The 26,091-nt window shown below is 54.7% G+C and carries 24 protein-coding genes; 16 read left to right on the top strand and 8 right to left on the bottom strand.

What is annotated here, in order from left to right:
- Positions 1–15: 15 nt before the first annotated feature.
- Positions 16–1,326, bottom strand: a complete 1,311-nt coding sequence (locus L1F30_RS09415; protein ID WP_253355592.1) for an aspartate aminotransferase family protein — start codon at positions 1,324–1,326, stop codon at positions 16–18.
- 93 nt (positions 1,327–1,419) lie between these two features.
- Between L1F30_RS09415 and L1F30_RS09410 the strand changes: the two genes are divergently transcribed.
- Positions 1,420–2,337, top strand: a complete 918-nt coding sequence (locus L1F30_RS09410; protein WP_253355590.1) for a LysR family transcriptional regulator — start codon at positions 1,420–1,422, stop codon at positions 2,335–2,337.
- Between the two features lie 310 nt (positions 2,338–2,647).
- On the opposite strand, the gene L1F30_RS09405 is transcribed toward L1F30_RS09410, so the two are convergent.
- Together L1F30_RS09405 and L1F30_RS09400 are read right to left on the bottom strand one after the other, a co-directional pair.
- Entirely contained in the window at positions 2,648–2,974 is a 327-nt protein-coding gene (locus L1F30_RS09405; RefSeq protein WP_253355588.1) for a hypothetical protein, read from the bottom strand.
- A gap of 62 nt (positions 2,975–3,036) precedes the next feature.
- Positions 3,037–3,879 carry an acyl-CoA thioesterase II gene (locus tag L1F30_RS09400; protein WP_253355586.1) on the bottom strand — a complete coding sequence of 281 codons (843 nt, stop codon included), beginning with the start codon at positions 3,877–3,879 and terminating at the stop codon, positions 3,037–3,039.
- A 115-nt stretch (positions 3,880–3,994) separates the two neighbouring features.
- On the opposite strand from L1F30_RS09400, the gene L1F30_RS09395 reads away from it, so the two are divergent.
- The 3 genes from L1F30_RS09395 (at position 3,995) to L1F30_RS09385 (ending at position 6,064) form a co-directional block, all read left to right on the top strand.
- The gene (locus tag L1F30_RS09395) at positions 3,995–4,657 is read left to right on the top strand and encodes a TetR/AcrR family transcriptional regulator (RefSeq protein WP_253355584.1); all 663 of its coding nucleotides are present in this window, start codon (positions 3,995–3,997) and stop codon (positions 4,655–4,657) included.
- Between the two features lie 170 nt (positions 4,658–4,827).
- The gene (locus L1F30_RS09390; protein ID WP_253355582.1) at positions 4,828–5,436 is read left to right on the top strand and encodes a DUF4823 domain-containing protein; all 609 of its coding nucleotides are present in this window, start codon (positions 4,828–4,830) and stop codon (positions 5,434–5,436) included.
- Between the two features lie 46 nt (positions 5,437–5,482).
- The gene (locus tag L1F30_RS09385) at positions 5,483–6,064 is read left to right on the top strand and encodes a DUF1285 domain-containing protein (protein ID WP_253355580.1); all 582 of its coding nucleotides are present in this window, start codon (positions 5,483–5,485) and stop codon (positions 6,062–6,064) included.
- Positions 6,065–6,287: 223 nt separating this feature from the next.
- Here L1F30_RS09385 and L1F30_RS09380 read toward each other — a convergent pair whose 3' ends face one another.
- Positions 6,288–7,913: an electron transfer flavoprotein-ubiquinone oxidoreductase gene (locus L1F30_RS09380; protein WP_253361804.1), complete on the bottom strand. Its 1,626-nt coding sequence runs from the start codon at positions 7,911–7,913 to the stop codon at positions 6,288–6,290.
- Positions 7,914–8,299: 386 nt separating this feature from the next.
- On the opposite strand from L1F30_RS09380, the gene L1F30_RS09375 reads away from it, so the two are divergent.
- The 5 genes from L1F30_RS09375 (at position 8,300) to L1F30_RS09355 (ending at position 14,246) form a co-directional block, all read left to right on the top strand.
- Positions 8,300–9,049, top strand: a complete 750-nt coding sequence (locus L1F30_RS09375) for an electron transfer flavoprotein subunit beta/FixA family protein (RefSeq protein WP_253355578.1) — start codon at positions 8,300–8,302, stop codon at positions 9,047–9,049.
- Positions 9,050–9,979, top strand: a complete 930-nt coding sequence (locus L1F30_RS09370) for an FAD-binding protein (protein WP_253355576.1) — start codon at positions 9,050–9,052, stop codon at positions 9,977–9,979. It begins immediately after the preceding gene.
- Between the two features lie 138 nt (positions 9,980–10,117).
- On the top strand, positions 10,118–13,003 hold the full coding sequence (gene rapA / locus L1F30_RS09365; protein WP_371922628.1) for an RNA polymerase-associated protein RapA: 2,886 nt from the start codon (positions 10,118–10,120) through the stop codon (positions 13,001–13,003).
- Positions 13,004–13,010: 7 nt separating this feature from the next.
- Entirely contained in the window at positions 13,011–13,295 is a 285-nt protein-coding gene (locus L1F30_RS09360; RefSeq protein ID WP_253355574.1) for a hypothetical protein, read from the top strand.
- Positions 13,296–13,298: 3 nt separating this feature from the next.
- On the top strand, positions 13,299–14,246 hold the full coding sequence (locus L1F30_RS09355; RefSeq protein WP_253355572.1) for a lysophospholipid acyltransferase family protein: 948 nt from the start codon (positions 13,299–13,301) through the stop codon (positions 14,244–14,246).
- A 116-nt stretch (positions 14,247–14,362) separates the two neighbouring features.
- Here the strand turns inward: L1F30_RS09355 and L1F30_RS09350 are convergent, their stop codons facing one another.
- Positions 14,363–16,186, bottom strand: coding sequence for a DEAD/DEAH box helicase (locus L1F30_RS09350; RefSeq protein ID WP_253355570.1), 1,824 nt, complete (start codon positions 16,184–16,186; stop codon positions 14,363–14,365).
- 157 nt (positions 16,187–16,343) lie between these two features.
- On the opposite strand from L1F30_RS09350, the gene L1F30_RS09345 reads away from it, so the two are divergent.
- A complete protein-coding gene (locus L1F30_RS09345; protein WP_253355569.1) occupies positions 16,344–17,156 on the top strand; it encodes a 4-alpha-glucanotransferase in 813 nt (270 codons plus the stop codon).
- A 315-nt stretch (positions 17,157–17,471) separates the two neighbouring features.
- Complete coding sequence (locus tag L1F30_RS09340; protein ID WP_253355567.1) at positions 17,472–18,080, top strand: hypothetical protein; 609 nt, start codon at positions 17,472–17,474, stop codon at positions 18,078–18,080.
- Between the two features lie 153 nt (positions 18,081–18,233).
- Here the strand turns inward: L1F30_RS09340 and L1F30_RS09335 are convergent, their stop codons facing one another.
- A complete protein-coding gene (locus L1F30_RS09335) occupies positions 18,234–18,758 on the bottom strand; it encodes a DUF3806 domain-containing protein (protein WP_253355565.1) in 525 nt (174 codons plus the stop codon).
- Positions 18,759–18,865: 107 nt separating this feature from the next.
- Between L1F30_RS09335 and L1F30_RS09330 the strand changes: the two genes are divergently transcribed.
- Both L1F30_RS09330 and L1F30_RS09325 read left to right on the top strand, forming a co-directional pair.
- Positions 18,866–19,852 (top strand): nucleoid-associated protein, encoded by a 987-nt coding sequence (locus tag L1F30_RS09330; RefSeq protein WP_253355564.1) that lies wholly within the window; start codon positions 18,866–18,868, stop codon positions 19,850–19,852.
- Positions 19,852–20,184 carry a hypothetical protein gene (locus L1F30_RS09325; RefSeq protein ID WP_253355562.1) on the top strand — a complete coding sequence of 111 codons (333 nt, stop codon included), beginning with the start codon at positions 19,852–19,854 and terminating at the stop codon, positions 20,182–20,184. The genes L1F30_RS09330 and L1F30_RS09325 overlap by 1 nt, the downstream gene beginning before the upstream one ends.
- 12 nt (positions 20,185–20,196) lie before the next feature.
- On the opposite strand, the gene L1F30_RS17560 is transcribed toward L1F30_RS09325, so the two are convergent.
- The gene (locus L1F30_RS17560; RefSeq protein WP_305879901.1) at positions 20,197–20,892 is read right to left on the bottom strand and encodes a DapH/DapD/GlmU-related protein; all 696 of its coding nucleotides are present in this window, start codon (positions 20,890–20,892) and stop codon (positions 20,197–20,199) included.
- Positions 20,893–20,901: 9 nt separating this feature from the next.
- Positions 20,902–22,401, bottom strand: coding sequence for a sodium/proton antiporter NhaB (nhaB, locus tag L1F30_RS09315; RefSeq protein ID WP_253355560.1), 1,500 nt, complete (start codon positions 22,399–22,401; stop codon positions 20,902–20,904).
- A 340-nt stretch (positions 22,402–22,741) separates the two neighbouring features.
- Here nhaB and L1F30_RS09310 point away from each other — a divergent pair, with 340 nt between their 5' ends.
- The 3 genes from L1F30_RS09310 (at position 22,742) to L1F30_RS09300 (ending at position 26,067) form a co-directional block, all read left to right on the top strand.
- On the top strand, positions 22,742–24,448 hold the full coding sequence (locus L1F30_RS09310; RefSeq protein ID WP_253355558.1) for a pilus assembly protein: 1,707 nt from the start codon (positions 22,742–22,744) through the stop codon (positions 24,446–24,448).
- Between the two features lie 74 nt (positions 24,449–24,522).
- The gene (gene nudC / locus L1F30_RS09305; protein WP_253355556.1) at positions 24,523–25,320 is read left to right on the top strand and encodes an NAD(+) diphosphatase; all 798 of its coding nucleotides are present in this window, start codon (positions 24,523–24,525) and stop codon (positions 25,318–25,320) included.
- A gap of 96 nt (positions 25,321–25,416) precedes the next feature.
- On the top strand, positions 25,417–26,067 hold the full coding sequence (locus tag L1F30_RS09300; protein WP_253355555.1) for a hypothetical protein: 651 nt from the start codon (positions 25,417–25,419) through the stop codon (positions 26,065–26,067).
- The last annotated feature ends 24 nt before the right edge of the window (positions 26,068–26,091 follow it).

Below are 26,091 nucleotides of genomic sequence, written 5' to 3'. Positions count from 1 at the left end.
AATTAAATGGGCTGATTATGTGTTTTCAGTGAGCGTGTCTGCCAGGGCGTTTAGCAGGGCATCGATCTCTGCTTTTTCGGTAATGAATGGCAGGCCAAGCTGGATGGTGTCGCCGCCGTAGCGCACGTAGAAACCCTTGGCCCACATGGCCATGGCAATTTCATAGGGGCGTCGGGCGGGCTCGCCCGGGTAGTGGGCGAGGCTCAGCGCGCCGGCGAAACCGAAGTTGCGAATGCCGGCTACGTGCGGGCGATCTCTCAGTTGGTGCAATTGGTTTTCAAAATATGGCGCAAGCTCCGCCACACGCTGGGGCAGCTTGTCCTTTTGCAAAACATCGAGCGCGGCAATGCCCGCAGCGCAGGCCAGGGGGTGGGCCGAGTAGGTATAACCGTGGGGGAATTCCACCATGTAGTCTGGGCCGCCGGCTTCCATAAAGGCGTTATAAATTTCGCTTTTGGCAATCACCGCGCCCATGGGAACCGCGCCGTTGGTGAGCTGCTTGGCCACGTTCAGCAAGTCGGGCGTCACCCCGAATACTTCGGCACCGGTCATGCCGCCGCAGCGCCCGAAGGCGGTGATGACTTCATCAAAAATCAGCAAAATATTGTGTTGATCGCAAATCTCGCGCAGCCGCTGCAAGTAGCCTTTGGGCGGAATGATCACCCCGGCCGAGCCCGCGAAGGGCTCAACAATTACTGCGGCAATGTTAGAGGCATCGTGCAGGGCGATGATGTCTAGCAGCTCGTTGGCCAGTTCGGCGCCTTGTTCAGGCATGCCTTTCACGAAGGGTTGATTGGCAAGTTGGGTGTGGGGCAGGTGATCGGTGGCCAATAGGTCGCCGTAGAGCGCCCGGTTCGGGCCAATGCCCCCCACGCTGATGCCGCCAAAGTTGACCCCGTGATAGCCCTTGGCGCGGCCAATGAGTCGGGTTTTGCTTGCCTGGCCCTTTTTGCGCCAGTAGGCGCGCGCCATTTTAAGCGCGGTGTCGGCGCTTTCTGAGCCTGAGCCCGTGAAAAACACGTGGTTTAAGCCTTCAGGCATGAGCGAGACCACTTTATTGGCCAGCTCAAAAGACTGCTCGTGGCCAAACTGGAAGGCTGGGCTGTAGTCGAGGGTACGTGCCTGCTTGGCGATGGCATCGCTGATTTCAGTGCGGCAGTGGCCCAGGCCACAGGTCCATAGGCCAGACAGGCCATCAAAAATCTTACGGCCATCGGTGCTGGTGAAATAGGCGCCTTCGGCACTTCGGATCATGCGGGGGTTGCGCTTGAACTCGCGGTTGCCGGAGAAGGGCATCCAGTGTGCATCGAGGTTTAGTTGGGTCATGGTGTGCTCGCAATGCAATAGAAATATGGCGCTAATGTAGCGGGCCTGTTAAGTTGTATAAATCGCAACATATCCAATTAAAGTGTGAAGCTTATGAAACAAAAGGCCCTGTTGGGGCAGTTGGCCGATACCGACATCCGCCTGCTGCGGGTATTTCGGGTGGTGGCAGAGAGTGGTGGTGTGTCGGCCGCCGAGCTTGAGCTCAATATCGGGCGCTCTACCATTTCCCGCCACCTCAAAGATTTGGAGAGCCGCCTGGGCCTTACCCTGTGCCGGCGCGGGCGCAGTGGCTTCGGGCTAACGCCGGAGGGCCGCAAGGTGTATCAATCTGCGCTGCGTACCCTTGGCGCGCTGGATGAATTCCGGGCGGATGTAAACGATCTCAAGCAGCGCCTTTCGGGCACGCTGACGCTGGCCCTGTTTGATAAAACCGCCACCAACCCCAATTGTCATCTGCCGGAGGCCATTGCCGCCTTTACCGAGCAGGCGCCGGATGTAGACGTTGAAATATATGTAGAGCCACTCAATGAAATAGAGCGTGGGGTTATTGAGGGGCGCTTTCAGTGTGGGGTAATTCCCAGGCACCGGGCCTCGGCGAGTTTGTCTTATGCGCCGCTGTTTTCGGAGGCTATGCACCTTTACTGCGGTGCCAGCCACCCGCTGTTTGCGGTAAAGGCCCCCAAGGCCTCTGCGCTGTTGGCGTGCCGTTACGCGGGCCTCGGTTATCACTCGCCCAACATGGAAGAAGCCCATAAATTGGGGCTAAAACGCGCAGCCACCGTGTACGACCAAGAGGGTATTTTGCATTTGCTGTTAAGTGGCATGTACATAGGGTACTTGCCTGATCACTACGCGGCACCGCTGGTTGCAGCAGGCCGCCTGCGGCGCATAGAGCATGAAGATTTCAATTACCAGTGCCAGTTCGAGGCCATTTGGCGGCTTTCGCCAAGGCCTGCACGGCTGCTTAATTTATTTTTAGAGTGCCTGGCGCAAGTGCACGCGGGTGCATAAATCGCGGGCAAAAAAATCCCGGCATTTCTGGGGGGGAATGCCGGGCCAAGACCATTTTAGGAGTGAAACATAAAGGATAAAATCCTAGAAACCAGCTATTTACATAGCACCGGCACCGCAAATCGAGTTGGGGGGTGGGCGGCACCGGTATGATTAAGTATTGTTCAAACTTGCCGCTTCGCCAGTGCCGAATGGGCTTTCGTTAAACAATTTTGGACTAGATAGCGAAGGGCTTCTTGTGGTCTGGCTATAACTTTAATGCTGAGGACTGAGGCGCGGATTTACGCCTCATAATTGCAGCCGGTGTGCCTTAGCGCAGCAGTTGATCAAGCCTGTGCAGGCAGTCTGAAAGATTTTGCGCTGTGCGCGAGCGGCGTACATAGGTTTCGGGTGATTTTTTAAGGTCGCTCAGGCGCTCTTTGGCTTGGGTAAATTCCTGGCTAATGCGCTCATAGGCCAGGTTGTGGTCTTGTACGCTTAGCTTGCTCAATTCCGAGAGCTCGCGGTTGATGGCGTAAATCAGGTTGTAGAAACGGTCTTTATCCCCGATGGTGGCCGCCTCCCAGTAGGCATCGTCCAGACAGGCGCTCAACTCCTCAAGTATTTCTATTGCGTCTGAAATGCAGGTCTGGGTCATAGTGGGCTCCACAAAAATGAGTTTGCCCACCCAGTATAGAAGCCCTGCCGAAATTTGGCGCTCTAACGGGGCTTGATAGGCCGAATCAGCCCCTCTTGCATGGTAGAGGCCACAAGCCTGCCTTGCTGGTCGTAAACCAGGCCTCTGTTCAGGCCCCGGGCGCCGCCCGCCCAGGGGCTATCTGTACTGTAGAGCAGCCAGTTGTCTATGCGGAAATCCCGGTGAAACCACATGGCGTGATCAATACTGGCGGGCATAAGTTCTGGCGACATGATCGAGGTGGCGTGCGGCAGGGTGGAGGTGGCCATCAGCCCTATGTCGCTTGCATAGGCAAGTGCCGCGCAATGCAGGAGCGGGTCGTCTGGCAGCTTGGCCACTGAGCGCATCCAAAACTCGCTGGTTGGGGCAAAGGCTTCAGTGCTGGTGTACATGTCGGGTTGGGCGGAGCGCAAGTCAAAGTACATGGCGTGTACATCGCTGCTGCCGGCTTGGGCATCGGCCTTTACGAAGCTGGTTTTGGGCAGGTCATCGGGCCCCGGCGGCATGGTTGCCAACGACATCTGGTGCTCGAAACCCGGCTCTTCTATATGAAAAGAGCAAGACATATTAAAAATGGCGCGGCCTCGCTGGCGGGCAACCACGCGCCGGGTGGTAAAGCTGCCGCCATCGCGTATTGGGTCTACATCGTAAATTACGGGAATATCGCTCACGCCTGCGCGCATAAAATAGGCGTGCATGGAGTGGGGCATGCGCCCCTCTACAGTGCGGGCTGCGGCCATTAACGATTGGCCCAGTACCTGGCCGCCAAACAAATGATGCCGATGGTTTTCCTGATGCTGACGGGATCGAAACAGGTTTAAGTCCAGTTGTTCGATATCTAGGATGTTTAGCAGCGGATTCGACATTTTTTTGACAACTTTGGGATATGTTTTTTGCGAATAGTAAGAATTGCAGCCAAGCTTAGAAAGTTTGAGACTTATGCTTTAATATTGGTCACAACTATTAACGAGAGTGTGAAGCATGGATAAAGCCCGCGAGAAAGTCCAGAAGTTCCGCCAGCGTGAACAGCGGATTTTAGACGCCGCTCTGGCGCTGTTACTGGAGCACGGTGAAGATAAGGTTACCGTGGAGCAAATCGCCGAGGCCGTGGATATCGGCAAGGGGACTATCTACAAACACTTCACCTCTAAAGTGGAAATTTACATGCGCCTGCTGTTCGATTATGAGCAGGCCCTGGCCGATCGATTGAAAGATAGCTTCAAACTGGCTGAAAGTGGCGATTTTGCCGCCACTGCGCGGGTTTATTTCGAATCCCGCATTGCCGACCCGCAGCGCGACAGGTTGTTTCAGCGCCTGGAAGAAAAAATCATCTCCCTTAATCTTGCACCTGAAGCCATTGAGCAGTTGCACCAAATTCGAAACTCCACCAAAGATACACTCAACAACATGTTCGAGCGGCGCATTGAGGAAGGCCGTTTAAAGCGCGTGCCGCCGTATTTTTATTACGCCGCTTATTGGGCGCTTACCCAAGGGGCTGTTGAGCTCTATCACTCGCGCTCTTTCCGCCCATTGGTGGAAGACATGGAGGGGCTGATGAACTTTATAAAAGATATTGGTGTGCACATGGGTAACCTGGACCCGGTGCGTGCCAACCAGCCAGGCTCCGGCGGCAAGCCCCAGTAGTTCCCCTGGCAATTAAGGCCTGCTTTCAGTCGATCTTTGCGGGCCTTTGGCTGTCTGGCGATTGTGGGCGCCGGGCCCGCTGCGTGGAGCCCATCCAGGCCCTGTAAAACACACTTGGGCACACAATATGCAGTAATGAGTGCAACTCACACGAAATGGCGGAGTGCACTATGGCGTTGGCGCGCTTAATACTTCTTTGCAGCCTTGCTTTATTGATGGGCTGCACCTTTAACCACACCATGAACACCACCCGTGCTGTGCTCACTGATGTGCAGCTGCTAGAGCAGCGCCACCTGCACAGTGGGCGCGATTGGGTGGCACCGCGCAACAGTGCCTGGTTTGTGGCGCTACCTAATCGCGGGCCGTCGCAGGCAGTAGATCAGGCATTAACCCAGCATTTGGCCGCCGCCATGCGGCAACACTTTGCCACCGTGGTGGTAGGTGATAAGGCCACAGCACCGGATAAAGCCGTGCGTCAGGCGCGCTACAATGGTGTAAATTTTGTGATTTACCCCCAACTGCTATTTGAGGGCGATGGCGCCTATAGCGTGCAAGAGTGGTTAAACGGTGAGCCTGAGCAAGCCTTCGGGCGCGATCAAACAGGGGTGCAGCTTTTGGTTTTTGATGCGTTTACCGGCCAATTGCTGGATGCTGTGACGCTCACCGTTAAAGAAAGTTGGCTGCCCGGTTACAATACCCGGGTAGATCAACTCTATGCCTCGGCATTTGAATCCTTTGCGCAGCAATTCAGTTATCAGCCTACAGAGCAGCCCCGTTAACTCCGTTTGGTGTAATTGATGTTGCGTACCAAGCGGGAGTGACGGTATGTCTGTTAAAGAGCTGCAATCGCAGTTGGCAAAACTTCAGGGTGACGATGCACCCGAAGGTGCAAAAAAATCTGCAACACAACCGCCTGTGCATTTATGGAAGCCGCCGGTGTCTGGCGATATCGACATTCGTATAGACCGCGAGGGCCGTTGGTTTCACGAGGGCGATGAAATCAAGCGTGAGCGGCTTGTGAAACTTTTTGCCTCGGTGTTGTGGGAAGAGCAGGGCGAACACTATTTGGTAACGCCTGTTGAAAAGTGGCGTATTCGCGTGGATGTGGCCCCCCTGTTGGTGGTGGCGGCCGAGCGTGAAGGGCAAGGTGCCAGTGCGCGCATTGAGCTCACCACCTCCACCGGTGATGTAATTGCGCTGGGCGATGATCACCGCTTGCAAGTACATGCCGATGCGCAAGGTAATCCGGTGCCCTTGGTGAATGTGCGCTATAGCCTGAATGCCTTGATTAATCGCAATGTGTTTTACCAGCTGGCCGAATGGGCAGAGCCTGCGGCCAGCGGTGATATGGGCATTTGGAGTAATGGAGAGTTTTTTCCGCTTGCAGAGGGTGAGTGCAGCGCCTGAATGTCACGCTTGCGCTGAGGGTTTTGCTTGGGGTACTTTTGCTTGGGGTTCTAACGATAGACGCGCTAATGGTGCACTTGAAAGTCGTGCTTGAAAACCAAGCCCGGGTGCTAAAGCCCGTATTGGTGTTTGTGAAAAGCGCCTAGATGACATTAACTTTGCTGGGCGCCAGAACACTGCATACAAAAAAGGGGTTCATTTGAACCCCTTTTTTGTGGCAAATCTACATGTTCGGGTAGTTAGGGCCGCCGGTCCCCTCGGGCGCAACCCAGGTAATGTTTTGCGCCGGATCTTTAATGTCGCAGGTTTTGCAGTGCACACAGTTTTGCGCGTTAATCTGGAAGCGTTGCTCACCCTCGGCGTTTTCCACAACCTCGTAAACGCCGGCCGGGCAGTAGCGCTGCGCGGGCTCGTCGTACTTTGGCAGGTTAACCTGAATGGGCACACTTTCATCTTTTAACTTCAAGTGGCAGGGCTGATCTTCTTCGTGGTTGGTGTTGGATAAAAACACAGAAGACAGCTTGTCAAAGCTCAGCTTGCCATCGGGCTTGGGGTAGGCAATTTTGGCGCACTGGTCGGCAGGCTTTAACTGGGCATAATCCGGCGTTGGGTCAGACAGGGTCCAGGGTAGTTTGCCGTTGAAAATATTGATATCAATAAACGCGTAAGCAGAGCCCAAGAGGTTGCCCCACTTGTGCTGGGCAGGGCCGAAGTTACGCTGCTGGTGCAGCTCTTTCCAGGCCCAGGATTTTTTATAGGCCTCGGCAAATTCCACCGCATCATCGCTCGCGCGACCCGCGCCCAGTGCTTTGGCAATCACTTCGGCACCAATCATGCCGGACTTCATGGCCGTGTGAGAACCTTTGATCTTGGCGAAGTTCAAGGTGCCTGCGTTATCGCCCAGCAATAAACCACCGGGGAAAGACATTTTTGGCTGCGATTGCAAACCACCTTTAACAATGGCGCGTGCGCCATAGGCGGTGCGTGTGCCGCCTTTCAGGTGTTGGGCAATTACGGGGTGGTGCTTGTAGCGCTGGAATTCATCAAAGGGGCTTACATGCGGGTTGCTGTAGGATAGATCGGTAATCAGGCCCACAACCACCTGGTTGTCTTCAATGTGATACAAAAAGCTGCCGCCCGCCGAGCCGCTTTCAGAAAGAGGCCAGCCTGCGGTGTGTACCACCAGGCCTTGTTGATGTTGCTCGGGCGGGATAGTCCAGATTTCTTTGATGCCAATACCGTAATGCTGGGGCTCTTTGCCTTTATCCAGCTCGTATTTGGCAATCAGCTGCTTGCCCAGATGGCCGCGGCAACCCTCGGTAAACAATGTGTATTTCGCGTGCAGCTCCATGCCCGGCATGTAGCTGTCTTTTTGCTCGCCGTTCATGCCAATGCCCATGTCGCCGGTGGCAATGCCTTTTACGCTGCCATCTTCGTGGTAGAGCACTTCGGATGCCGCAAAGCCCGGGAAAATTTCAACACCCAGCGCCTCAGCTTGCTCGGCAAGCCAGCGGCACAGGTTGCCAAGGCTAATAATGTAGTTGCCTTCGTTGTGCATGGTTTTTGGCACAAACAGGCCGGGAATTTTCTGGGCACTTTCGCCGCTTTTAAGCAGGTAGATGTCGTCGCGACTCACCTCGGTGTGCAGTGGCGCGCCTTTTTCTTTCCAATCCGGGAACAGCTCATTGAGTGCGGTGGGTTCAAACACCGCACCGGAAAGGATGTGGGCGCCTACCTCGGAGCCTTTCTCTACAACGCAGACGGTGAGTTCTTCATTGAGTTGACGCAAGCGGCAGGCGGCCGACAGCCCGGCAGGGCCTGCGCCGACAATGACGACGTCATACTCCATATATTCTCTTTCCACAGTCCTCTCCTCTTACCTTTTATAGGGTTGTGCTGGCGCTGCCGGGCAGCGGCTGGCTAATTGTGGTGGCGGCCAGAGTATAAGTCAGGCCCCAAACTCACACCAATGTCCCAACAGTGCAGTTTTGATGGCAAATTGGTGCTAAACCTTTGGTTTTCAGTAACTTTTTACTTCCTCTTGGTGCTGTTGGCTGGGCTGGTCTAGGCTATAGATCGCTCCGGGCTCCTTGCTTTTGAGGGGTAAAAACGTCAGTATAGCGGGGTTCTCAAACGCTTGTTCGAATTTATACCGGATAAACGTGAGACAGTAAACCAGGTGGGCATGTAATCACCCATGCTCTTGTCCTCATCTGAAGAGCGAACGGAATATCCATGAAGATTCTTGTAGCTGTTAAACGCGTTGTTGATTACAACGTGAAAGTACGCGCAAAGGCCGATGGCACGGGGGCGGATATCGCCAACGCCAAGATGTCTATTAACCCATTTTGTGAAATCGCCGTAGAAGAAGCGGTGCGCCTGAAAGAGAAGGGCGTAGCCACCGAGATTGTGGCGGTTTCCATTGGCGCCAAGCAATCCCAGGAGCAAATTCGTACCGCCCTGGCATTGGGTGCCGACCGCGGCATTCTGGTTGAAACCGATGCCGAGCTTGAGCCATTGGCCATTGCCAAGTGCCTGAAGGCCCTTGTTGAGAAAGAGTCACCCGACCTTGTGATTCTGGGCAAACAGTCCATCGATGGCGACAACAACCAAACCGGCCAGATGTTGGGCGCCTTGGCAGGCATGCCACAGGGCACCTTTGCCTCTGAGGTTAACGTTGCTGAAGGTAAGGTTAACGTTACCCGCGAAATCGATGGCGGCTTGCAAACCCTAGCCTTGAATTTACCGGCCATTGTGACCACCGATTTGCGCTTGAACGAGCCGCGCTATGCTTCGCTGCCAAATATCATGAAGGCCAAGAAAAAGCCCCTCGATACCGTATCACCTGCCGATTTGGGCGTAGATACAGCCGCGCGCGTGAAGCTGCTTAAAGTATCGCCACCTGCCGAGCGTCAGGCGGGCATCAAGGTTGCCGATGTAAGCGAGCTGGTAGAGAAACTGAAAAACGAGGCGAAGGTGATCTAAATGGCTATTTTAGTAATTGCAGAACACGACAACGCAAGCCTGAAGGGCGCCACCCTGAACACAGTAGCCGCGGCTGCGGCCATTGGTGGCGATATTGACCTGCTGGTGGCGGGCAACGGTTGCGGCGCGGCGGCTGAAGCGGCTGCCAAGGTGGCTGGTGTTGCCAAAGTACTGGTTGCCGATAACGCAGCCTACGCCCACGGTTTGGCTGAAAACCTGGGTCAATTGATTGCCGAGCTTGGCAAAAACTACAGCCACATTCTGGCGCCGGCCACCACTGGCGGCAAAAACGTATTGCCACGCGCCGCAGCTTTGCTGGATGTGCAGGCCATTTCAGATATCACCGGTGTTGAAAGTGCCGATACTTTCCAGCGCCCAATCTATGCCGGTAACGTGATCGCCACAGTACAAAGCACCGATGCCATCAAGGTGATTACCGTGCGCGGTACCGCCTTTGACGCCGTGGCTGCAGAAGGTGGCAGCGCCGCTATTGAGGCAGTAGATGCAGCACACGATGCGGGCATCTCAGCGTTTGTAGGTGAAGAGCTTGCCAAGAGCGACCGCCCGGAACTCACCAGCGCCAAAGTGGTGATTTCCGGTGGCCGTGGCATGCAAAACGGCGACAACTTCGAGCTGCTGTACAAAGTGGCCGATAAACTGGGCGCCGCGGTGGGTGCTTCCCGTGCTGCTGTGGATGCAGGCTTTGTACCCAACGACATGCAGGTTGGCCAAACCGGTAAAATCGTTGCGCCAGATCTTTACGTGGCTGTGGGTATCTCCGGTGCGATTCAGCACCTGGCAGGCATGAAAGACAGTAAAGTGATTGTGGCTATTAACAAAGACGAAGAGGCCCCCATTTTCCAAGTGGCCGACTATGGCCTGGTGGCGGATTTGTTCGATGCTGTGCCAGAGCTTGAAAGCAAGCTGTAAGCCTTGCTGATTGGTTAAAAAACCGGCGTTATGCCGGTTTTTTTATGCCTGCCAATTTAGTGCCCGGCCGGGCGCTTGCGCGTTATAATGTGCGCTTTTTTCCGGGCAACCGGATGATCCAACCAAACGAGGTATTACGTGTCTCAACAGACATTCGAGATGGGCCAGCGCTGGATTAGCGACACCGAGGCCGAGCTGGGTTTAGGCTTGGTATTGGAAGTGGAAGACAGGCTGGTAACGCTCAGTTTTCCCGCTGCCGGCGAGCGCCGCACATACTCTATGAATAACGCACCTATCAGCCGCGTACGCTACCAGCGCGGCGACAGCGTGCGCTCGGCGGAAGGCCTGCGCATCAAGGTCTCTGAAGTCGTTGAAGACGGTAACCTGCTCAGCTACCGGGGCTTGGATGCCCAGGGCCAGGAAGTGCTAATGGACGAGATTGATCTCGATTCATTCGTACAGTTTTCTGCCCCCATGGATCGTTTGTTTTCAGGCCAGGTTGATTCGCTTAAGCGCTTTAACCTGCGCCTGGAAACCCTTGAATACCTGAAGCAGCAGCAGTCGTCTGCCTCCTACGGTTTGTTGGGTGCGCGCGTTCAGCTATTGCCGCATCAGCTTTATATTGCCAATGAAGTGGGCAACCGCTACGCACCACGGGTATTGCTGGCCGATGAAGTGGGCTTGGGTAAAACCATTGAAGCGGGCCTGGTGGTGCATCAGCAGCTCATTAATGGCCGCGCCAATCGGGTGTTGGTGCTGGTGCCAGACTCACTGGTACACCAGTGGCTGGTGGAAATGTTGCGCCGGTTTAATCTGCAGTTCAGCCTGTTTACCGAAGAGCGCCTGCGCGATCTGACCCATGTGGAAGACGACGAATTCGCAGGCATTGGCGAGCCGCAAAATCCTTTTGAAACTTCGCAATTGGTCATCTGCCCGCTGTCGGTGTTTGTAAACAATGAAACGCGATTGGCAGAGGCACTGGCCGTACACTGGGATCTACTGTTGGTAGATGAGGCCCATCACCTGAAGTGGTCTGCTGAATCTGTAAGTGCTGAATACCGTGCAGTTGAAGCCTTGGCAGAAAAAGCACTGGGTTTGTTACTGCTCACGGCCACGCCCGAACAGCTGGGCGTTGAAAGCCACTTTGCACGCCTGCGATTGTTAGACCCGGATCGCTACTACGACCTGAACGCGTTCAAGCAGCAAGAAAACGAATACAGTGCCGTGAATGATTTGGTGCAGCAGCTGGTGCCCGTTACCGAAGTCGCCCGAGCGGATTTGCCGAAAAATGTTGTGGCCCAGCTGCGTGATTTTGTAGACGAGCAATTGGTAGAGGCCATTGCCGCGGCAGAAGATGCCGAGGCCCGTGAGGTTTTACTGCAACGGGCGGTAAACCAGTTATTGGATCGCCACGGCACCGGCCGGGTGCTGTTTCGAAATACCCGCCAAGGGGTAGAGGGCTTCCCAAGCCGCTGTGTGCACCCAATTCCCTTGCCCGCGCCCGATATGCTGATTGCACCAGAGCTGTTTCCCGAGCAGCAGCTGCGCGAAGAAATGGGCGATGTATGGCCGGAAATGGATGAGCGCGTAACCTGGCTCGCACAATGGTTGCGCGAGCATCGCGGCCAAAAAGTGTTGGTGATTTGCGCCGCCGCCGAAACAGCCTTGGATTTGGAATCTCACCTGCGTTTATCTGAAGGTTTTGCAGTGAGCGCCTTTCACGAGGGCTTGTCGCTTGTGGCGCGCGATCGCGCTGCGGCGTATTTTGCGGATATGGAAGAGGGCGCCCAGGCACTCATCTGTTCTGAAATTGGCAGTGAAGGGCGCAACTTCCAGTTTGCCAGCCACTTGATCATGTTCGATTTGCCCGCCCACCCGGATTTGCTTGAGCAGCGCATCGGCCGGCTCGATCGAATCGGCCAGCGCAAGGATGTGCAAATTTGGGTGCCTTACTATGAAGATAGCCCGCAGGAAATGCTGTTTGACTGGTATCACCAGGGGCTGGATGCCTTTGAGTCTGTGTGTCATGTGGGCGCTGCAGTTTACGATCAACAGCGTGCTGACATAGAGGCCATCATTCACGGTGAAGCTACGGCAGACGGCAAACAATGGGAGGCGTTGTTGGCCGCAACCAAGCAGCAAGCCTCTGACCTAAAATCCAAGCTTGAAGCAGGCCGCAATCGGCTGCTTGAACTCAGCTCTTGCCGGGCCGATGTGGCCGACGATGTTATTGAGTCGCTATTTGAGCAGGAAGAACGTGGCCAGTTGGAAGACTACATGAGCCGCGTATTCGACGCCTACGGTGTTGAGCAGGAGCCGCATTCTTCTGTAAGCACCGTGTTGCGCCCGGGCGATCACATGCAGTGCGCGCACTTTCCGGCGCTGCCCGGTGATGGTGTGACGGTAACCTACCAGCGTGAAATGGCGCTCTCGCGCGAAGACATAGAGTACCTCACCTGGGAGCACCCGATGGTCACCGGTGCCATGGATATGGTGCTCAGCGGTGGTTTTGGTAATACCTCGGTTGCCACTATCAAGCTTGGCCCCATCAAGCCCGGCACCTTGATGCTGGAGGCAGTGTTTCTGCTTAACGTGGCAGCGCCCAATTCATTGCAGCTGTTTCGTTACTTGCCGCTCACGCCACTCAGGGTATTGGTGGATATGAGCGGGCGGGATTTAACCGACGTGCTCACCACAGAAAAGCTGCAGCCCTTGTTGCAAAAACTGCCGCGCAATACCGCGCAGCAAATTGCCAAACAAGCGCGCGACCCCATTGCAGAGCTCGTAAAAAAAGCCAAACTTGCAGTGGCGCCGCGCCAGGATGCACTCTTGGCCCAGGCGCAAGCTAACCTTGAGGCCAAACTTGGTGATGAAGTGGCGCGCTTAACGGCGCTGGCCAAGGTAAATCCGGCCATCAGGCCCGCTGAAATTGAACAGCTAAAGCAGGATCAACAGGCGCTCTCTGAGTACTTGTCTGCGGCGGCATTAAAGCTGGATGCACTGCGCGTTATTCTGGCAACGTGAGGATGTTATGTACGTATTTTCTGTAACGGCAAAGGCCGTAAAAGCACGCGAAGGTGTGGCGGTTGGGCAGCAGGTGCCCTTTATTGTATACATTAATTTCGAAGACCTGTTTGGTGCCGAAAATTTGTGCAAAATCTACCTGATGCGCGCGGGTTTCAGTGAAGCAGTGATTGAAAACCGCAAGCGCCTACCCCAGTCTGCCATTAGCGATAAACGCGTGTTAATGGCCGATAAGGCACTGAAAGATGCCGTTGAAGCCGGCTACCATATTCAGATGTTCGATGAGGCCTAGTGCTTGGGTGGATCAAAGCTACAGCGCCGTTCCAGCGATGAACATTTGGCGGCGCAAAGATTCCGCTGGCAATTTTTAACGCCGCGCTATTGGTTACTGTGGTTGTGGTTTGCCGTTTTATGGCTGGTTTCGCAGCTGCCTTATTGTTGTGTGCGCGCCATTGGTCGCGCAGCCGGCTTGGTGTTGTTTCGTGTGGTGCCTGCGCGTAGGCGGGTTGCACTTCGCAATCTGGCGTTGTGTTTTCCGGAGCTTTCTGAGACCGAGCGTTGGCACCTTGCCCGTGAGCACTTTGCCAGTGCCGGCTTTACCCTGTTTGAAAGTGGTTGGGTATGGTGGGGCAGTCGCAAGCGCTTTGAGGCGTTTTTTGACATCCAAGGGGCTGAAATTCTTGAAGCCCTAACCGGTAAGCCCGTGTTGTTTTTCGGGTTGCATAATACCTGTGTTGAAATGGCTTACGCTTACTTGAGCCTGCAACGCCCGCTCAATGTGTTGTTTCGCGTTAATAACAATCCACTGTGGGAATACATGGCCACCCGCTCGCGCTCGCGTTATCAAGTGCGCTTGATTCCCCGCAAGCAGGTGCCTGAATTTATAGCGCGTTTGTCAGCCGGTGAGGCGGGCCTCATTGCTGCAGACCAAGATCTGGGGCGCAAGCGAAGCCTGTTTGTGCCTTTTTTTGGCGTGGAGGCGGCCACCGTGCCCAGTGTGCATGAGTTCGCCCGTGCAGCCTGTGCGCAGGTGGTATTTGCTGAAGCCTTTCGTGCCGGCAATGGGCGCTATGTGGTGAGGCTTAAGCTGCTCCAGAACTTCCCCTCCAATGATCCGCTTGCCGATACCCGCACAATGAACCTTTGTATAGAAGAGTCGGTTCGCCGGCATCCCGAGCAATATCTGTGGATGCACAAGCGTTTTAAAACCCGCCCAAAAGGTGAGGCGTGTTTTTACCAGTAGCAAACCTTGTTGTATGTGTTTGACTTGCCTGGGCGTTGTTCTGCGTTGCGGGGTTTTATAAGCTGTAATGCGATAAGTTGCGTCAAAAAAATCCCCGCGAGTGCGGGGATTTTTATTTAGTCGTACTTTTTAGGCTTGCGCGGCTTTTTCGCAGGCTTATCGCCAAGGCGGGCGGGCCGCTCGGCGCGGTCGCCTTTGGGGTGGCGCTTTTTAGGGCGCTCATGATTCGCGCCACTGCCGCCGGTATCCAGGCTGATGTTGATGGGCTGGCTGCGAATAAATACTTTGCGCAGGTGCGAAAGCGTTTCTTTTGGCATGCCGGTGGGCAATTCAACGGTGCTGAATTCACCTTGCAGGCGGATGTTGCCAATGTGGCGGCTGTCTATGCCGGCCTCGTTGGCAATGGCGCCTACAATGTCACCTGGCTTGACGCCGTGATCGCGGCCAACTTCCAGGCGGTACAAATCCATGGGTACGTCGTCGCGCTTCGGGCCACGCTCACGGCGCTCACGCTTCTCGCCGCGGTCGCGATCCCCTCGCTCGCTGCGTTCGCTCCGGTCGCGTTCGCCGCGCTCCGGGCGATCGCGACGGGGGCGATCTTGGGCGGCATGTACGTCTGCCAGTTGCACCTGCAGCGGGCGCTCTTTTTGGCAAAGGTAGGCCAGTGCCGAGGCAATTTCTTCTGCGGATACGTCGTGGGTTTGGCTAAACTCCGCGAGTAATTCGTAGAAGAAGTCGAGCTTATTGCGCTGCTCGGTGAGGGTGGTGGTGAGCAGTTGATTGAATTGATCAATGCGCTGCTTGGTTACGGCATCACCGGTGGGCAGCTCCATGCGCTCAATGCGCTGGTTGGTGGCCTTTTCAATGGCGTAAAGCAGGCGACGCTCGCGTGGTGCCACAAACAGGATGGCCTTGCCGCTGCGCCCGGCGCGACCGGTGCGGCCAATGCGGTGCACGTAGGCTTCGCTATCGTAGGGGATGTCGTAGTTCATGACGTGGCTTACGCGCTCAACGTCAATACCGCGCGCTGCCACATCGGTGGCTACCAGAATATCCAGTTTGTTTTGTTTCAGGCGATCAATGGTGCGCTCGCGCAGGGCCTGGTTCATGTCGCCGTTGATGGCAGAGGCAGAAAAACCCCGCGCTTCAAGTTTTTCAGCAAGCTCCACGGTGGCAGTTTTGGTGCGCACGAAAATAATCATGGCATCAAAATCTTCCACTTCCAGAATGCGGGTAAGGGCGTCCATTTTATTGGTACCGCTCACCATCCAGTAGTGCTGTTCGATGTTGCTGCCGGTGCTGCTTTCCGGTGAAATTTTCACTTCTGCAGGTTCTACCAGGTAGCGGTCGGCCACTTTCTTGATGGGCGGCGGCATGGTGGCAGAGAAGAGTGCCGTTTGGCGCTGCTCGGGTGTATGCTCCAGAATCCATTCAACATCGTCGATGAAACCCATGCGCAGCATTTCGTCGGCTTCGTCTAGTACGATGGCCTGCAGCTTATCCAGCTGCAAGCTACCGCGGCGCAGGTGATCCATAACCCGCCCCGGTGTGCCTACAACCACTTGGGCACCGCGTTGGAGCTGACGCAATTGTGCGCGCATATCTTGGCCGCCATAGATGGGCAGCACGTGGAAGCCTTTCGTATGGGTGGCATAGCGCTGGAAGGCTTCTGCTACCTGAATGGCCAGCTCGCGGGTTGGGGTGAGTACCAGAACCTGGGTCTGGTTGTTGTTTACATCGATTTGGGTAAGCAGTGGCAGCGCGAAGGCTGCGGTTTTACCGGTACCGGTTTGGGCAACCCCTAAAATGTCACGTCCGGCGAGGAGGTGAGGGATGGCTTGGGCTTGAATAGGGGAGGGTTGTTCGTAACCTAGTTCAGCAACTGCTTTTAATACAGCAGGAGCTAGTGCCAGATCGGCAAAGCTAGCAGGTAAAGACATGAATTATCTCGGTAGAGTATGGCCTACCGCTGATTCCCGCGCGGTCGCCAAATTTAAAGGGCGCGTATTGTATAAAAAACCGCCGCTCATAGCGAGTTATTCTTTACCCATTCTACAGACTGTTTTAATGTGATCTTTTTTTAGGCGAATCTGGTATATGTCCGACACTAAGTATGTATCAACAACGGCTTTGGCAAAGCAGTTGGGTAAAGAGCCTAAAGAAGTGTTTGTGCTCTTGGCGCGCGCCCACTGGATGGTGAAGGTGGACGATCGTTGGCAGCTTACCGAAAAGGGCAAGTTTGAGGGCGGTATCTACCTTACGCACCCCAAGTATGGTGAATATGTGGGCTGGCCCGAGGCTGTGCTCCAACACGGTATTTGGGATGACCTGCCCGAGGCTCCCTTAACCGCAAGCCAACTGGGGCAAAAGCTGGGGTTGCCGGCGCGCTTGTTAAATCTGTTGCTGGCAGACCTGGGCTGGCAAGCGCCGGGGCCCAAGGGGTGGGTGCTTACCGAGAGCGGCCGCCGGTTGGGCGGGCAGCAGCAGCGGGCAGAAGATTCGGGCGTTCCCTATGTTACCTGGCCCGAAACCCTGACTTCACTCGCGCGGCTGACCGAACGCGCAGAATGCTTGCGCCATGGCGGCGCGCTGGACGGGCGGCCACAGCCGGATGCAGCCTTGGGGCGCCTGGGTAATTGGCTGTATCTGCAGGGCTTCACCTATGGCTTCAATCGAGCGGACCTCGGCTCCCCGGTACCTGTGAGTTGCTATGTGCCAAGGGTCCAGCTAGCCATTGCCGTGTGGTCGCCCTCAGATAGCGCCGAGGCCATCAAATTAAAGCTGGAGCAGCAGCAGTGGCTAAAATCTGCCCGGGCGCTAGAGCTTGATGCCGCACAGCTAAGCGATATCGGGCTGTTGGATGCATTGTTACCCCCGCTACTGCTGGATGTGGGTGTGGCGGTGTATTAACACCCGGTGCAAGGGTGCGGGTTCAATTATGGCCTGCTGTTGGTTGTTTTTTGAACTGCTGGCAGGTTTGCGTGTCTTAGTCAGTGGCGCACTTGTATTTATGCTCTGAAATTGCCTACATAAGCCCGTTTAAGCGCAGTTACGGGGCTTTTTCTTTCTTGTACGATAGTCTATATTGGGCCAGAATTGCGTGATAGAGGTGAGCAGGGGCATCTGCTAGGTGTGTTTCGCTCGTAAGTAGGTAAACTGGTTGTTACAACCGTGCAGGGCCGGCTCTGCAAAACAGTACTAACATAGGTGCTAAGGCATAAGGAAATGACCCTCTTGATCCCACATAACAAGCACGTAGGGCTGCTTTCTGAAGCGGAATCTGCCTGCTTTGACGTGGCACGGCGTTATCACCGGCGCAGGCTGGTGGCAGATCTTGTCGACGTCAAGGCGATGTTGTGGCCGCGCAATCTCAAACGTTTGTCTTGGTCTGACGACGGTATGCGCTTTTTAGTGCAGTGCTTGGTCTTGGTTGTTTACCTGCCGTTTAATTTCCTCTACCAATTGCTGGTAACCCTGCAGAACTTGCTGCTATTTCCCTTTAAGTACTTGGCTAGCTGGTTCACGCCCCAGGCACTGCATGCCCCGGGCGAGAAGAACCTTGTGGGTTTATATAACGCATTTTTCCCGTTTTTAAGCCTTTCACCGGACGACGCGGTTGCCTGTATCGATGAATGGGTGCCCATTCTCTATGGCAGCGCCAAGGCCCGGGCGCATCGCCTGGCACGCTACGTGGATGACGAGCGCATCAAACAGATGAAGGTGGCCAAGCAAAGCGGCGTAATGGCGGCATCTTTCCGCTCCTATCGCGCGATTGCCCGCGAGCGACTGTCCAAAGATTTGGGTCACTACAGCGGCAACCGTCAAGATCGCTAATTCGCACGCAATTCATTTTTTGAACGTCACAGGCCCGCTAATGTGGGCCTGATTTGTGTTTGGCTGTGGTAATTGCAGGCTAGCTGCCAGGTGGCCACTGCGAAAACGGCAGAGGCCTTTGCGTTGGCTGCTGCGGCTTGGTGTGCTGAGGGGCTAGTTAATTGGCTCGGATTCTGTGGCCACGTCATAGGGGCTTTTATTGACTAGCGGCTGAACCATTTCCATGGCCTCTTGGTAAATCTTGTTTACATCCGGGTACAAGCCTACTGCCATGCGGCGCGCCAGCATGGTCATGGGGAACAGGCAGTCTGATGTGTCTTTTACACACAGGGCCCGGCTGCGGCCATTGCTGTCTTTGTAGGCCACCCATTGCATACCTGTTTTATTGGCAATTACGTTACCTAGCACCAAGCCCAATGCCTGCTGGGTTTGCGCATCATTGCGATCCACAAGGTTTCGGTTTACAACCCGTTGAAGCACATCGATATCACGGGGCTTGCCATGAATTTGTGCGCCCATCTCCGAGCGTACCAATTCATCTACCCGCGCTAATTGGGCGGCCATAAACTGCTTGTCTGTCCAGCTGAGCTCGGTAATGCTGACGCTCTCGGCCTGGGCCTGCGGCAAAGCGGCTGCCAGGCAAAATAACAGGGCGCCTATGAGTCTTAATTGCGGCATAATACCTCCCGTTTTTGTGTTGGGTGCAAGCTTAACCTGTGTGGGCGCACCTGTGAATCTATACCGTTTGTTGCAGTGATCAATTTATGGCCATAAATGCACTTTCAATGCATCGTTTTTACGTAAATGATGATAACTCCCAGCTAACCAAATCGCCTGCCGCTCATAGCATTAATAGCTTGGCGCAGGATTTGAGCCAGGAGCTGAAGCTTGCGTTTATCGGCAAGGCGGGTAAGCAGTTCGGCCAGTTTGATCGCGATGCGGGCGCCTGCCCGGTGCCCGCCTGGATTGCAGATTATCTGGAAAGCAAGCAAAGCTTTCATGCATTCTCGGAGCGTTTTGCCGAGCACCTGCAAATTCATATGGCGCAAGCAGATGCACTGTATGACGGTTTTTTGTTGTTGGTGCATGAAACCCTGGCCGATGAAGATTGCATTTATATTTACCTGGTACAGCATGAGGGCGGCATCTTTATCGATCCGGCCATGCAGCTTGCCGAGGCAAAAAATATTGACGTTCGCGGGCTTCGCGGGGGGCTAAAAATTTCGCTTACCCAATGGCAAGCGAGTGAACCTGAGCCCTATTTGGCGATGCTGCGCGCGCGCGGTGAAAAGCCATTGGCAGAGGCGTTTGAGGCGGCAACAGGTTTTACAGACCCGGTAGATACAGCCGCACAAACCTCAGCGTTTTTGCAGCTGGTGGAGCGCTATTCCGCGAATTTGCAAGAAGAGCAGGCGGCCGCCTGTAAGAAAAAGGTCGCGGATTTTTGTATAGAGCAAGATAAAAGCGGCAAAGCCATTGAGATTGCAGAAATTTCACAACAAATCAGTGATGAAGAGCCGGCCGCCTTTGAGCGTTTTGTGATTGAGGCAGCCCCCGAAGCGCCTGCGCAGTTCTATGCAGATCGAAAACAAATGCGCCAATTTGTACGCATTAGCGGGCGTACAGACCAGCTCAGCTTAAGCTTTTCTTCAGAGTGTTTAGGGCAAACAGTGGTTTACGACCCGGGCTCGGATACCTTGGTGCTAAAAGAAATTCCACCTGCGTTGAAAGCCAGGCTTATAAAATATGTGCATCAGGCGGGAGAAGAGTAATGTCGCGCAGTGTGTTGCTCTACCAGCTGGCGGTAGGTGTTTTGGTGGTGTTGGCCGGCGGTTTGTATTATCAGCTCCAGGCGCAACAAAAAGACATTGCGCACTTAACTCAGCAGGTTGTGGCCTTGCAGGCGCAAGTGGAAACCCTTGAGTCTCAAACCCTTGAAGCGCAAGTTAAGCGGGCCAATTCAGAAATATTAGAGGGTTGGCAGCAGCTGCTAAAAAGTTTCGAGCAAGGGGTGAAGGAATCCAAGAAAAAGCTGGAGGAAAAAGGCCTGTTGCCCGCCGACCCAGAAAAAACCCCTGAGCCGCCAGAGCTTGAGCGCACCTAGTGCGCGTTTACCTTAGCTAGTGCGCCTGTCGCCAATCACGCGCGCCGGCGAGCCGGCCACTATGGCGTATGCCGGTACATCGCGGGTAACCGTTGAGTTAATGCCAATAACCGCGTGATCCCCCACGGTAACGCCATCGGTAATTGCGGTGTTGGCGCCCACCCAAACATCCTGCCCAATACGAATGCCCTTTGAGCTTACCGGTTGATCTTTGATTGGGGTGTCTGCCTGCAAGCCGTGATTAAAGGCGTACATATTACAGCCAGCAGCGATACGCGTTTTGTCGCCAATTACAATACCGGCACGCCCGCCTTCAAGCCGGCAGTTGGGGTTGATCGAGACTTCTTTGCCCAAGCGGATGGGGCCGTGCAAATAGCAGTTTGCGGCCAGCGAACTGCGGTCACCAACGATAATGTCGCGCCCGGGTTCCGCAAAAAGTGTGGCCGAAGGTGCCAGGAAGCAATGCTCGCTAAATTGTACGGTTTCAAGAGCGGCCAGCTTGCATTGCAGGTCTGCTTGCCAGGGGTGCGCCCATTGCTGGTGTTTGGCTTTCAGGGAAAAGTAAAGCCAGGGCATGTGTTCAAGGCGCAGTTTGTGTTGGCGGCGATAATCTTCAGCGCAAGGCTTCGCTGTTTTAGGAATGGGTGTTTCGGTCATAGGGCGTGTGGGTGCAATGAGATCTGCAGCCCGCCTGCGGGCTGCAGTCAAAGGTGGCTCTTAAAGCCCGTAGGTTACAAAATACAATCCAAGGCCGCCCAGTACGAGGGTGTAGGGCAGCGCCATAAGTACCATGCGTCCGTAAGAGAGGCGAATTAACGGAGCCAGGGCTGAGGTCAGCAGGAACAGGAATGCTGCCTGGCCGTTTGGTGTGGCAACACTTGGCAGGTTGGTGCCGGTGTTAATGGCAATGGCCAGGGTTTCAAAGTGGGCCCTGTCTATGGCGCCGGCGTCCAGGGCGCTTTTCACTTCATTGATGTACACCGTGGCCACAAACACGTTATCGCTGATCATCGATAACACGCCGTTGGCAATAAACAGCATGGGGGGTTGTTGGCTGGTTTCCAGCGCCAGCACCCAATTGGTAATAGGCGAAAACAGATGTTGCTCGTGAATAACGGCAACCACCGCAAAAAACACTACCAGCAGCGAGGTGAAAGGCAGTGCCTCTTCAAAGGCGTGGCCAATTTGATGCTCGTCGATAATGCCGTTAAAGGAGGTGAGCAATACAATAATCATCAGGCCCACCAGGCCTACTTCGGCAATGTGGAAGGCCAGGGCGAATACCAGCACCAGTGCACCGATGGCTTGAATAATCAGCTCGGCTTTTTCTGTTTTAGTGCGGTTTTTATCCATTTCATCGGAATATTCTTTTAGCACCTTGCGCACATTTTCGGGAATTTCTGCGCCATAGCCAAACCAGCCCAGCTTCTCAAGCACTGCACAGCAAATCAAACCGCCTATTAGGGTGGGCATGGTGATGGGTGCCATTTTCAAAAAGAAGGTGACGAAATCCCAGTTGGCTTTTTCGGCAATCAGCAGGTTCTGAGGCTCGCCCACCAAAGTACACACGCCACCCAAGGCCGTGCCCACGGCGCCGTGCATCACCAGGCTGCGCAAGAAGGAGCGGAATTGATCCAGGTCTTCGCGGTGGTACTCCACTACGCCTGTGTCGTCGCCATGGTTGTGGCTGCCGGTATTATTGTTGGAGGCCACCTTGTGGTAGACCGCATAAAAGCCTACCGCCACGCTGATGAGTACAGCGGTCACCGTTAGTGCATCCAGGAAGGCCGAAAGTATTGCCGCTACAAATGAAAATAGCAGCGAGAGGAGGATTTTTGATCGAATGGAAACCAGGATCTTGGTAAACACAAAGAGCAGCAGGCTCTTCATAAAGTAGATGCCCGCCACCATGAACATCAGCAGCAAAATTACCTGAAAGTTGGCCAGCACCTCTTGGTAGATGGCATCTGGCCCGGCCAGGCCCAATATGGCCGCTTCCAGTGCCAGCAAGCCGCCCGGTTGCAGGGGGTAGCATTTAAGTGCCATGGCCAGGGTGAAAATGAACTCGCCAATCAGCAGCCAGCCGGCAACAAAGGGGGTGATGAAATAAAGCACAAACGGATTAATGATCAGAAAACAGATGATCGTGATCTTGTACCACTGGGGCGCTTGCCCAAGGAAATTCTTAAGCAACGCTGCAGAAATGGATTGTGCCATAGGGGTTCCCAATCAAGCCTAAGCCTGAATTCTCCTGATGTTGGTTGTTATATGGGGTAGTTGGCCAAGAGTTGCCCGACTGGCGTTTCCACCCACGTTATTCCGGCCCCAAGAGCCTACTGAAATTGTTAAAAATATCAATATTTTCAACAAGATCGCTGGCGAAATGGAAGCAATTGCTTGATTATAGTCAACCTATCGAATCGGCATACTATAGTTAGTGATATTTATTGGCACTAGGGGTTCGCTACACCTCCATTAACTGCCCTGGCTGTGTGCGATGGTTTTCAATGATTTGGCGTCTGGCGCCGCCGATGCCCCTGTAAATGGAAGGTTTTGCGTGACTACTCAATCGATCAATTTGTCCTCACTTAAGTTGGTGCGCGATGAACTGCTTGCCACCATTGAGGCCAGTGCGGCCAAGCTAGAACAGTTTGTGGCAGACCGCGAGAACGGTGACTTGTTACAGGGTTGCATAGACGGTATCAAGCAGATCAGTGGCACCTTAAGCGTTGTACAGCTCAAAGGTGCAGACTTGTTGGCGCAGGAAATACTGGCGTTGGCGCAAGAAATCACCACCGGCCACAATGAAGAGGCCGATGAATTCATTTCAACGCTCACTTCCAGTTTCTTCATTCTGCCTCGCTATCTTGAATACGTACTGCAAACCAAGCGTAATATGCCGGTATTGCTGATTCCCGCCATTAATGAAATGCGCCAGGTCCGCAAGGCTCCCTTGTTAAAAGACAGCCATTTTTTTGATGCCAAAGTGGCCATCGATCGCGGCAATGCAGGCCAGGCCACCTCGGTAATGGCCGAGGATCTGGCGGCCTTGGCGCGCCGATTACGTCATATGTACCAGGTTGGGTTGTTGTCTGTATTGCAGGGCAAGCAGGTTAAGCCGTCGCTCGGCATGATGCAGCGCGCCCTGGAGCGGCTGGATATCATCAGCCGGGGCCGGCCGCTGGGTAAACTTTGGTGGTTGGGTGCCATGACCATTGGTGTGATGGCCAAAAACGGCATGGAAATCACCAAAGTGCGCAAGCTGTTGCTGGGCTCCATTGATAGAGAGCTCAAGCAGTTGCAGAAAAAGGGCCCAAGCCACCTGGATTCCGAGCCAGCTGAGGCACTGCTTAAAGATTTGCTCTACGTGGTGGCCCTGTCTGACTCGGAAGATCCCCAGGTGCAGAAGTTGCTGACCGATTGCCAGGTAACAGCGCTCGGTTATACCGATGCCGAGCTGCGCCGCGAGCGCGACGCCCTTAAGGGGCCAAGCGCCAATACCATCAGCTCCATGGCGGCCGTCATAAAAGATGAGCTGAGTGCAGTAAAAGACGTTTTGGAGCGCGCCTCACAGGCAGGCTCATGGGCGCCGGAAGAAAACGACGAGCTGGTTGCCAATCTCAACAAAATCGCTGAAATTCTGGCCGTGGTCGGTCTGGTGACCGCCAGTAACACGCTGCGCACGGAAATCGCCAAAATCAGCGCCTGGAAAAGTACCGGCGATGCACCCGATAGCAAAGAGCTGCTGGAGGTGGCCGATTCCTTGCTGTATGTGGAAAGCACCGTATCGGGCCTTGGCACGCAAAATTTGTCGGATGATCAGCTGGCGCGTATCAACAGCGGCTCGCGCAGCGATATTATTGCCGGCAACCAGCTCCACGAGGCCGAGGCCTTGGTATTCCAGGAGGCTGAGGCCGGGCTTGCCATGATCAAGCGCGCGCTGAGTTCCTATTCGGAATCCGGCTTTGATCGTGGCCATATTAAAAATGTATCAACCACCTTGGCCACCATCCGCGGTGGTATGGGAGTGATTGGATTATCCCGTGCATCAAGGGTTACCTCTGCCTGCCAGGCCTTTGTGGCAGAGGCGCTGTTAAATAACGATCACCCCGAGATGCTTCAGCAAATGCTGGAAACCTTTGCCGATGCGGTAATTGGCCTTGAGTACTACCTGGATGCCGCAAAAGCCGACAAGCACACCGATGATAGCGTGCTGCAAATTGCCGAAGAAAGCCTGGAGGCCCTGGGCTACCCGGTGCAATGAGGGCGTTCACCCCGGGGCTTAGCCATCCGCAGGCTGCAACAGCAACCCGATGGCTTGTAGTCAAAGGTCATCAGGTGTTGCAAAGCGCCGATGGCAATGTGTTGTTCGATCGCCCGTTTTCTGCTTTGTCATCGGTGGTTGATAAGCCCGAAGCCTCCACCGATGGGTTGCTGGCTTCGCTCAAGGTGGGGCAGCTATCGGATGCGGGTGAGTTTACGGATTGTTTTTGCCAGCCAGTGCCTGTGGGTAACAACGCTGGCACACCTGCCGGTTGCGAGTGGGTGGGGCTCAGGTCAATCCTGATGGCGCACGAAGAGGCGCTATTTTTGATGGCGGGCGCTGCGGTACAGCTTGTCAACTGGCTGGATACCCACCGCTATTGTGGGCGGTGCGGCGCGGTAAACCAGTTGCAAAGTGATGATCGCGCAATGCTGTGTTCAGGCTGCAATCTGCGTTACTACCCCCGTTTATCGCCTTGTGTCATCGTATTGATAACCCGCGGGGATGAATGCCTGCTGGCGGTTCACCGCCGCTCAAGTGTGCAAATGTTTACCGCGCTCGCAGGTTTTGTTGAGCCGGGCGAAAGCCTGGAAACTGCCGTGGCGCGTGAGGCGCTTGAAGAAGTCGGTTTGGCAGTTGAGCGCCCTGAGTATGTGGGCAGCCAACCCTGGCCGTTTCCCGGCCAGCTGATGATGGGGTTTTGCGCCAGTGTGGCAGCCGGCCCTCAGGCGTTGCAACTCCAGGACGACGAAATAACCGAAGCGGGGTGGTTCAAATATAACCAGTTGCCTGCTATCACACCGCCTGTGCAGTCGCTTTCAGGCCAACTTATCGCCAAATTTGTAGAAGATTGCCGGCACCGCTATGGATGACTCGGTATGCTAGTTCGGGTATTGTGCGCCTGATGGCGCCGGGCGTCTGCCCGGCCTTTCTTGTGGGCCTTTTTAGAAAACAGCAAAGGAAACGCTATGTTTTACTACCTCATTGCAGCTTTGATTGTTGTGGGCGGACTGTGCCTGCTGTATGTGGCTGCGCGGCTGCTGGGTGAGAAATCCTGGTTGGTGGGTTTTATAAAAGGTTTATCCGGCTTGATGGTGGCTGGCATTGGCGTGCTGCTGATATTGCTGGCGGTAGATCTGCTGGGTTACAAACAGGTGATGTCTGAAAAGCCCATTGCAACCTTAAGCTTTGAGCGCCTGGGCGAGCAATCATTCCGCGCGGTGTTGTTGGAAAACGATGGCCGGGAAAGCCGCTTTGATATCGCCGGCGATCAATGGCAGCTTGATGCGCGCATTGTGCGCTGGCCTATGATGCTGGCAAGCCTGGGTGCCAAGCCCGCTTACCGGCTAGACAGGCTCGGCGGCCGTTACTACTCGCTGGAGAAAGAGCGCCAGAATAATCGCACTATTTACAACCTTGCCAAAGACAACGGCTGGGTGGATTTGTGGCCGCTCATGTTAAGCGCCAATGATTGGTTGCCCATGCAGGCACAGTATGGCAGCGCCACGTTTTTACCCATGGCTGATGGTGCGATTTATTCAATAGCACTCACCAGCTCGGGTTTGGTGGGCAAGCCAATCAACGATCCGGCCAAACAAGCTGTGCAGCGCTGGCAGTAAAATTTTTACCTGGAATCTAGAGGA

The organism is Simiduia sp. 21SJ11W-1, assembly GCF_024138675.1.
GTDB lineage: Bacteria > Pseudomonadota > Gammaproteobacteria > Pseudomonadales > Cellvibrionaceae > Simiduia.
Note: the sequence above shows the minus strand (reverse complement) of the source record. Positions and strands in the feature narration are given on the sequence as shown.

Coding starts and splice junctions, on each gene's coding strand:
- L1F30_RS09360 (WP_253355574.1), top strand. CDS start 13,011: ATGTACGTATTTTCTGTAACGGCAAAGGCCGTAAAAGCACGCGAAGGT.
- L1F30_RS09390 (WP_253355582.1), top strand. CDS start 4,828: ATGGCGTTGGCGCGCTTAATACTTCTTTGCAGCCTTGCTTTATTGATG.
- L1F30_RS09340 (WP_253355567.1), top strand. CDS start 17,472: ATGACCCTCTTGATCCCACATAACAAGCACGTAGGGCTGCTTTCTGAA.
- L1F30_RS09395 (WP_253355584.1), top strand. CDS start 3,995: ATGGATAAAGCCCGCGAGAAAGTCCAGAAGTTCCGCCAGCGTGAACAG.
- nhaB (WP_253355560.1), bottom strand. CDS start 22,401: ATGGCACAATCCATTTCTGCAGCGTTGCTTAAGAATTTCCTTGGGCAA.
- L1F30_RS09400 (WP_253355586.1), bottom strand. CDS start 3,879: ATGTCGAATCCGCTGCTAAACATCCTAGATATCGAACAACTGGACTTA.
- L1F30_RS09380 (WP_253361804.1), bottom strand. CDS start 7,913: ATGGAGTATGACGTCGTCATTGTCGGCGCAGGCCCTGCCGGGCTGTCG.
- L1F30_RS09385 (WP_253355580.1), top strand. CDS start 5,483: ATGTCTGTTAAAGAGCTGCAATCGCAGTTGGCAAAACTTCAGGGTGAC.
- L1F30_RS09405 (WP_253355588.1), bottom strand. CDS start 2,974: ATGACCCAGACCTGCATTTCAGACGCAATAGAAATACTTGAGGAGTTG.
- L1F30_RS09410 (WP_253355590.1), top strand. CDS start 1,420: ATGAAACAAAAGGCCCTGTTGGGGCAGTTGGCCGATACCGACATCCGC.
- L1F30_RS09370 (WP_253355576.1), top strand. CDS start 9,050: ATGGCTATTTTAGTAATTGCAGAACACGACAACGCAAGCCTGAAGGGC.
- L1F30_RS09330 (WP_253355564.1), top strand. CDS start 18,866: ATGCATCGTTTTTACGTAAATGATGATAACTCCCAGCTAACCAAATCG.
- L1F30_RS09300 (WP_253355555.1), top strand. CDS start 25,417: ATGTTTTACTACCTCATTGCAGCTTTGATTGTTGTGGGCGGACTGTGC.
- L1F30_RS09415 (WP_253355592.1), bottom strand. CDS start 1,326: ATGACCCAACTAAACCTCGATGCACACTGGATGCCCTTCTCCGGCAAC.
- L1F30_RS09325 (WP_253355562.1), top strand. CDS start 19,852: ATGTCGCGCAGTGTGTTGCTCTACCAGCTGGCGGTAGGTGTTTTGGTG.
- L1F30_RS09375 (WP_253355578.1), top strand. CDS start 8,300: ATGAAGATTCTTGTAGCTGTTAAACGCGTTGTTGATTACAACGTGAAA.
- L1F30_RS09345 (WP_253355569.1), top strand. CDS start 16,344: ATGTCCGACACTAAGTATGTATCAACAACGGCTTTGGCAAAGCAGTTG.
- L1F30_RS09350 (WP_253355570.1), bottom strand. CDS start 16,186: ATGTCTTTACCTGCTAGCTTTGCCGATCTGGCACTAGCTCCTGCTGTA.
- L1F30_RS09335 (WP_253355565.1), bottom strand. CDS start 18,758: ATGCCGCAATTAAGACTCATAGGCGCCCTGTTATTTTGCCTGGCAGCC.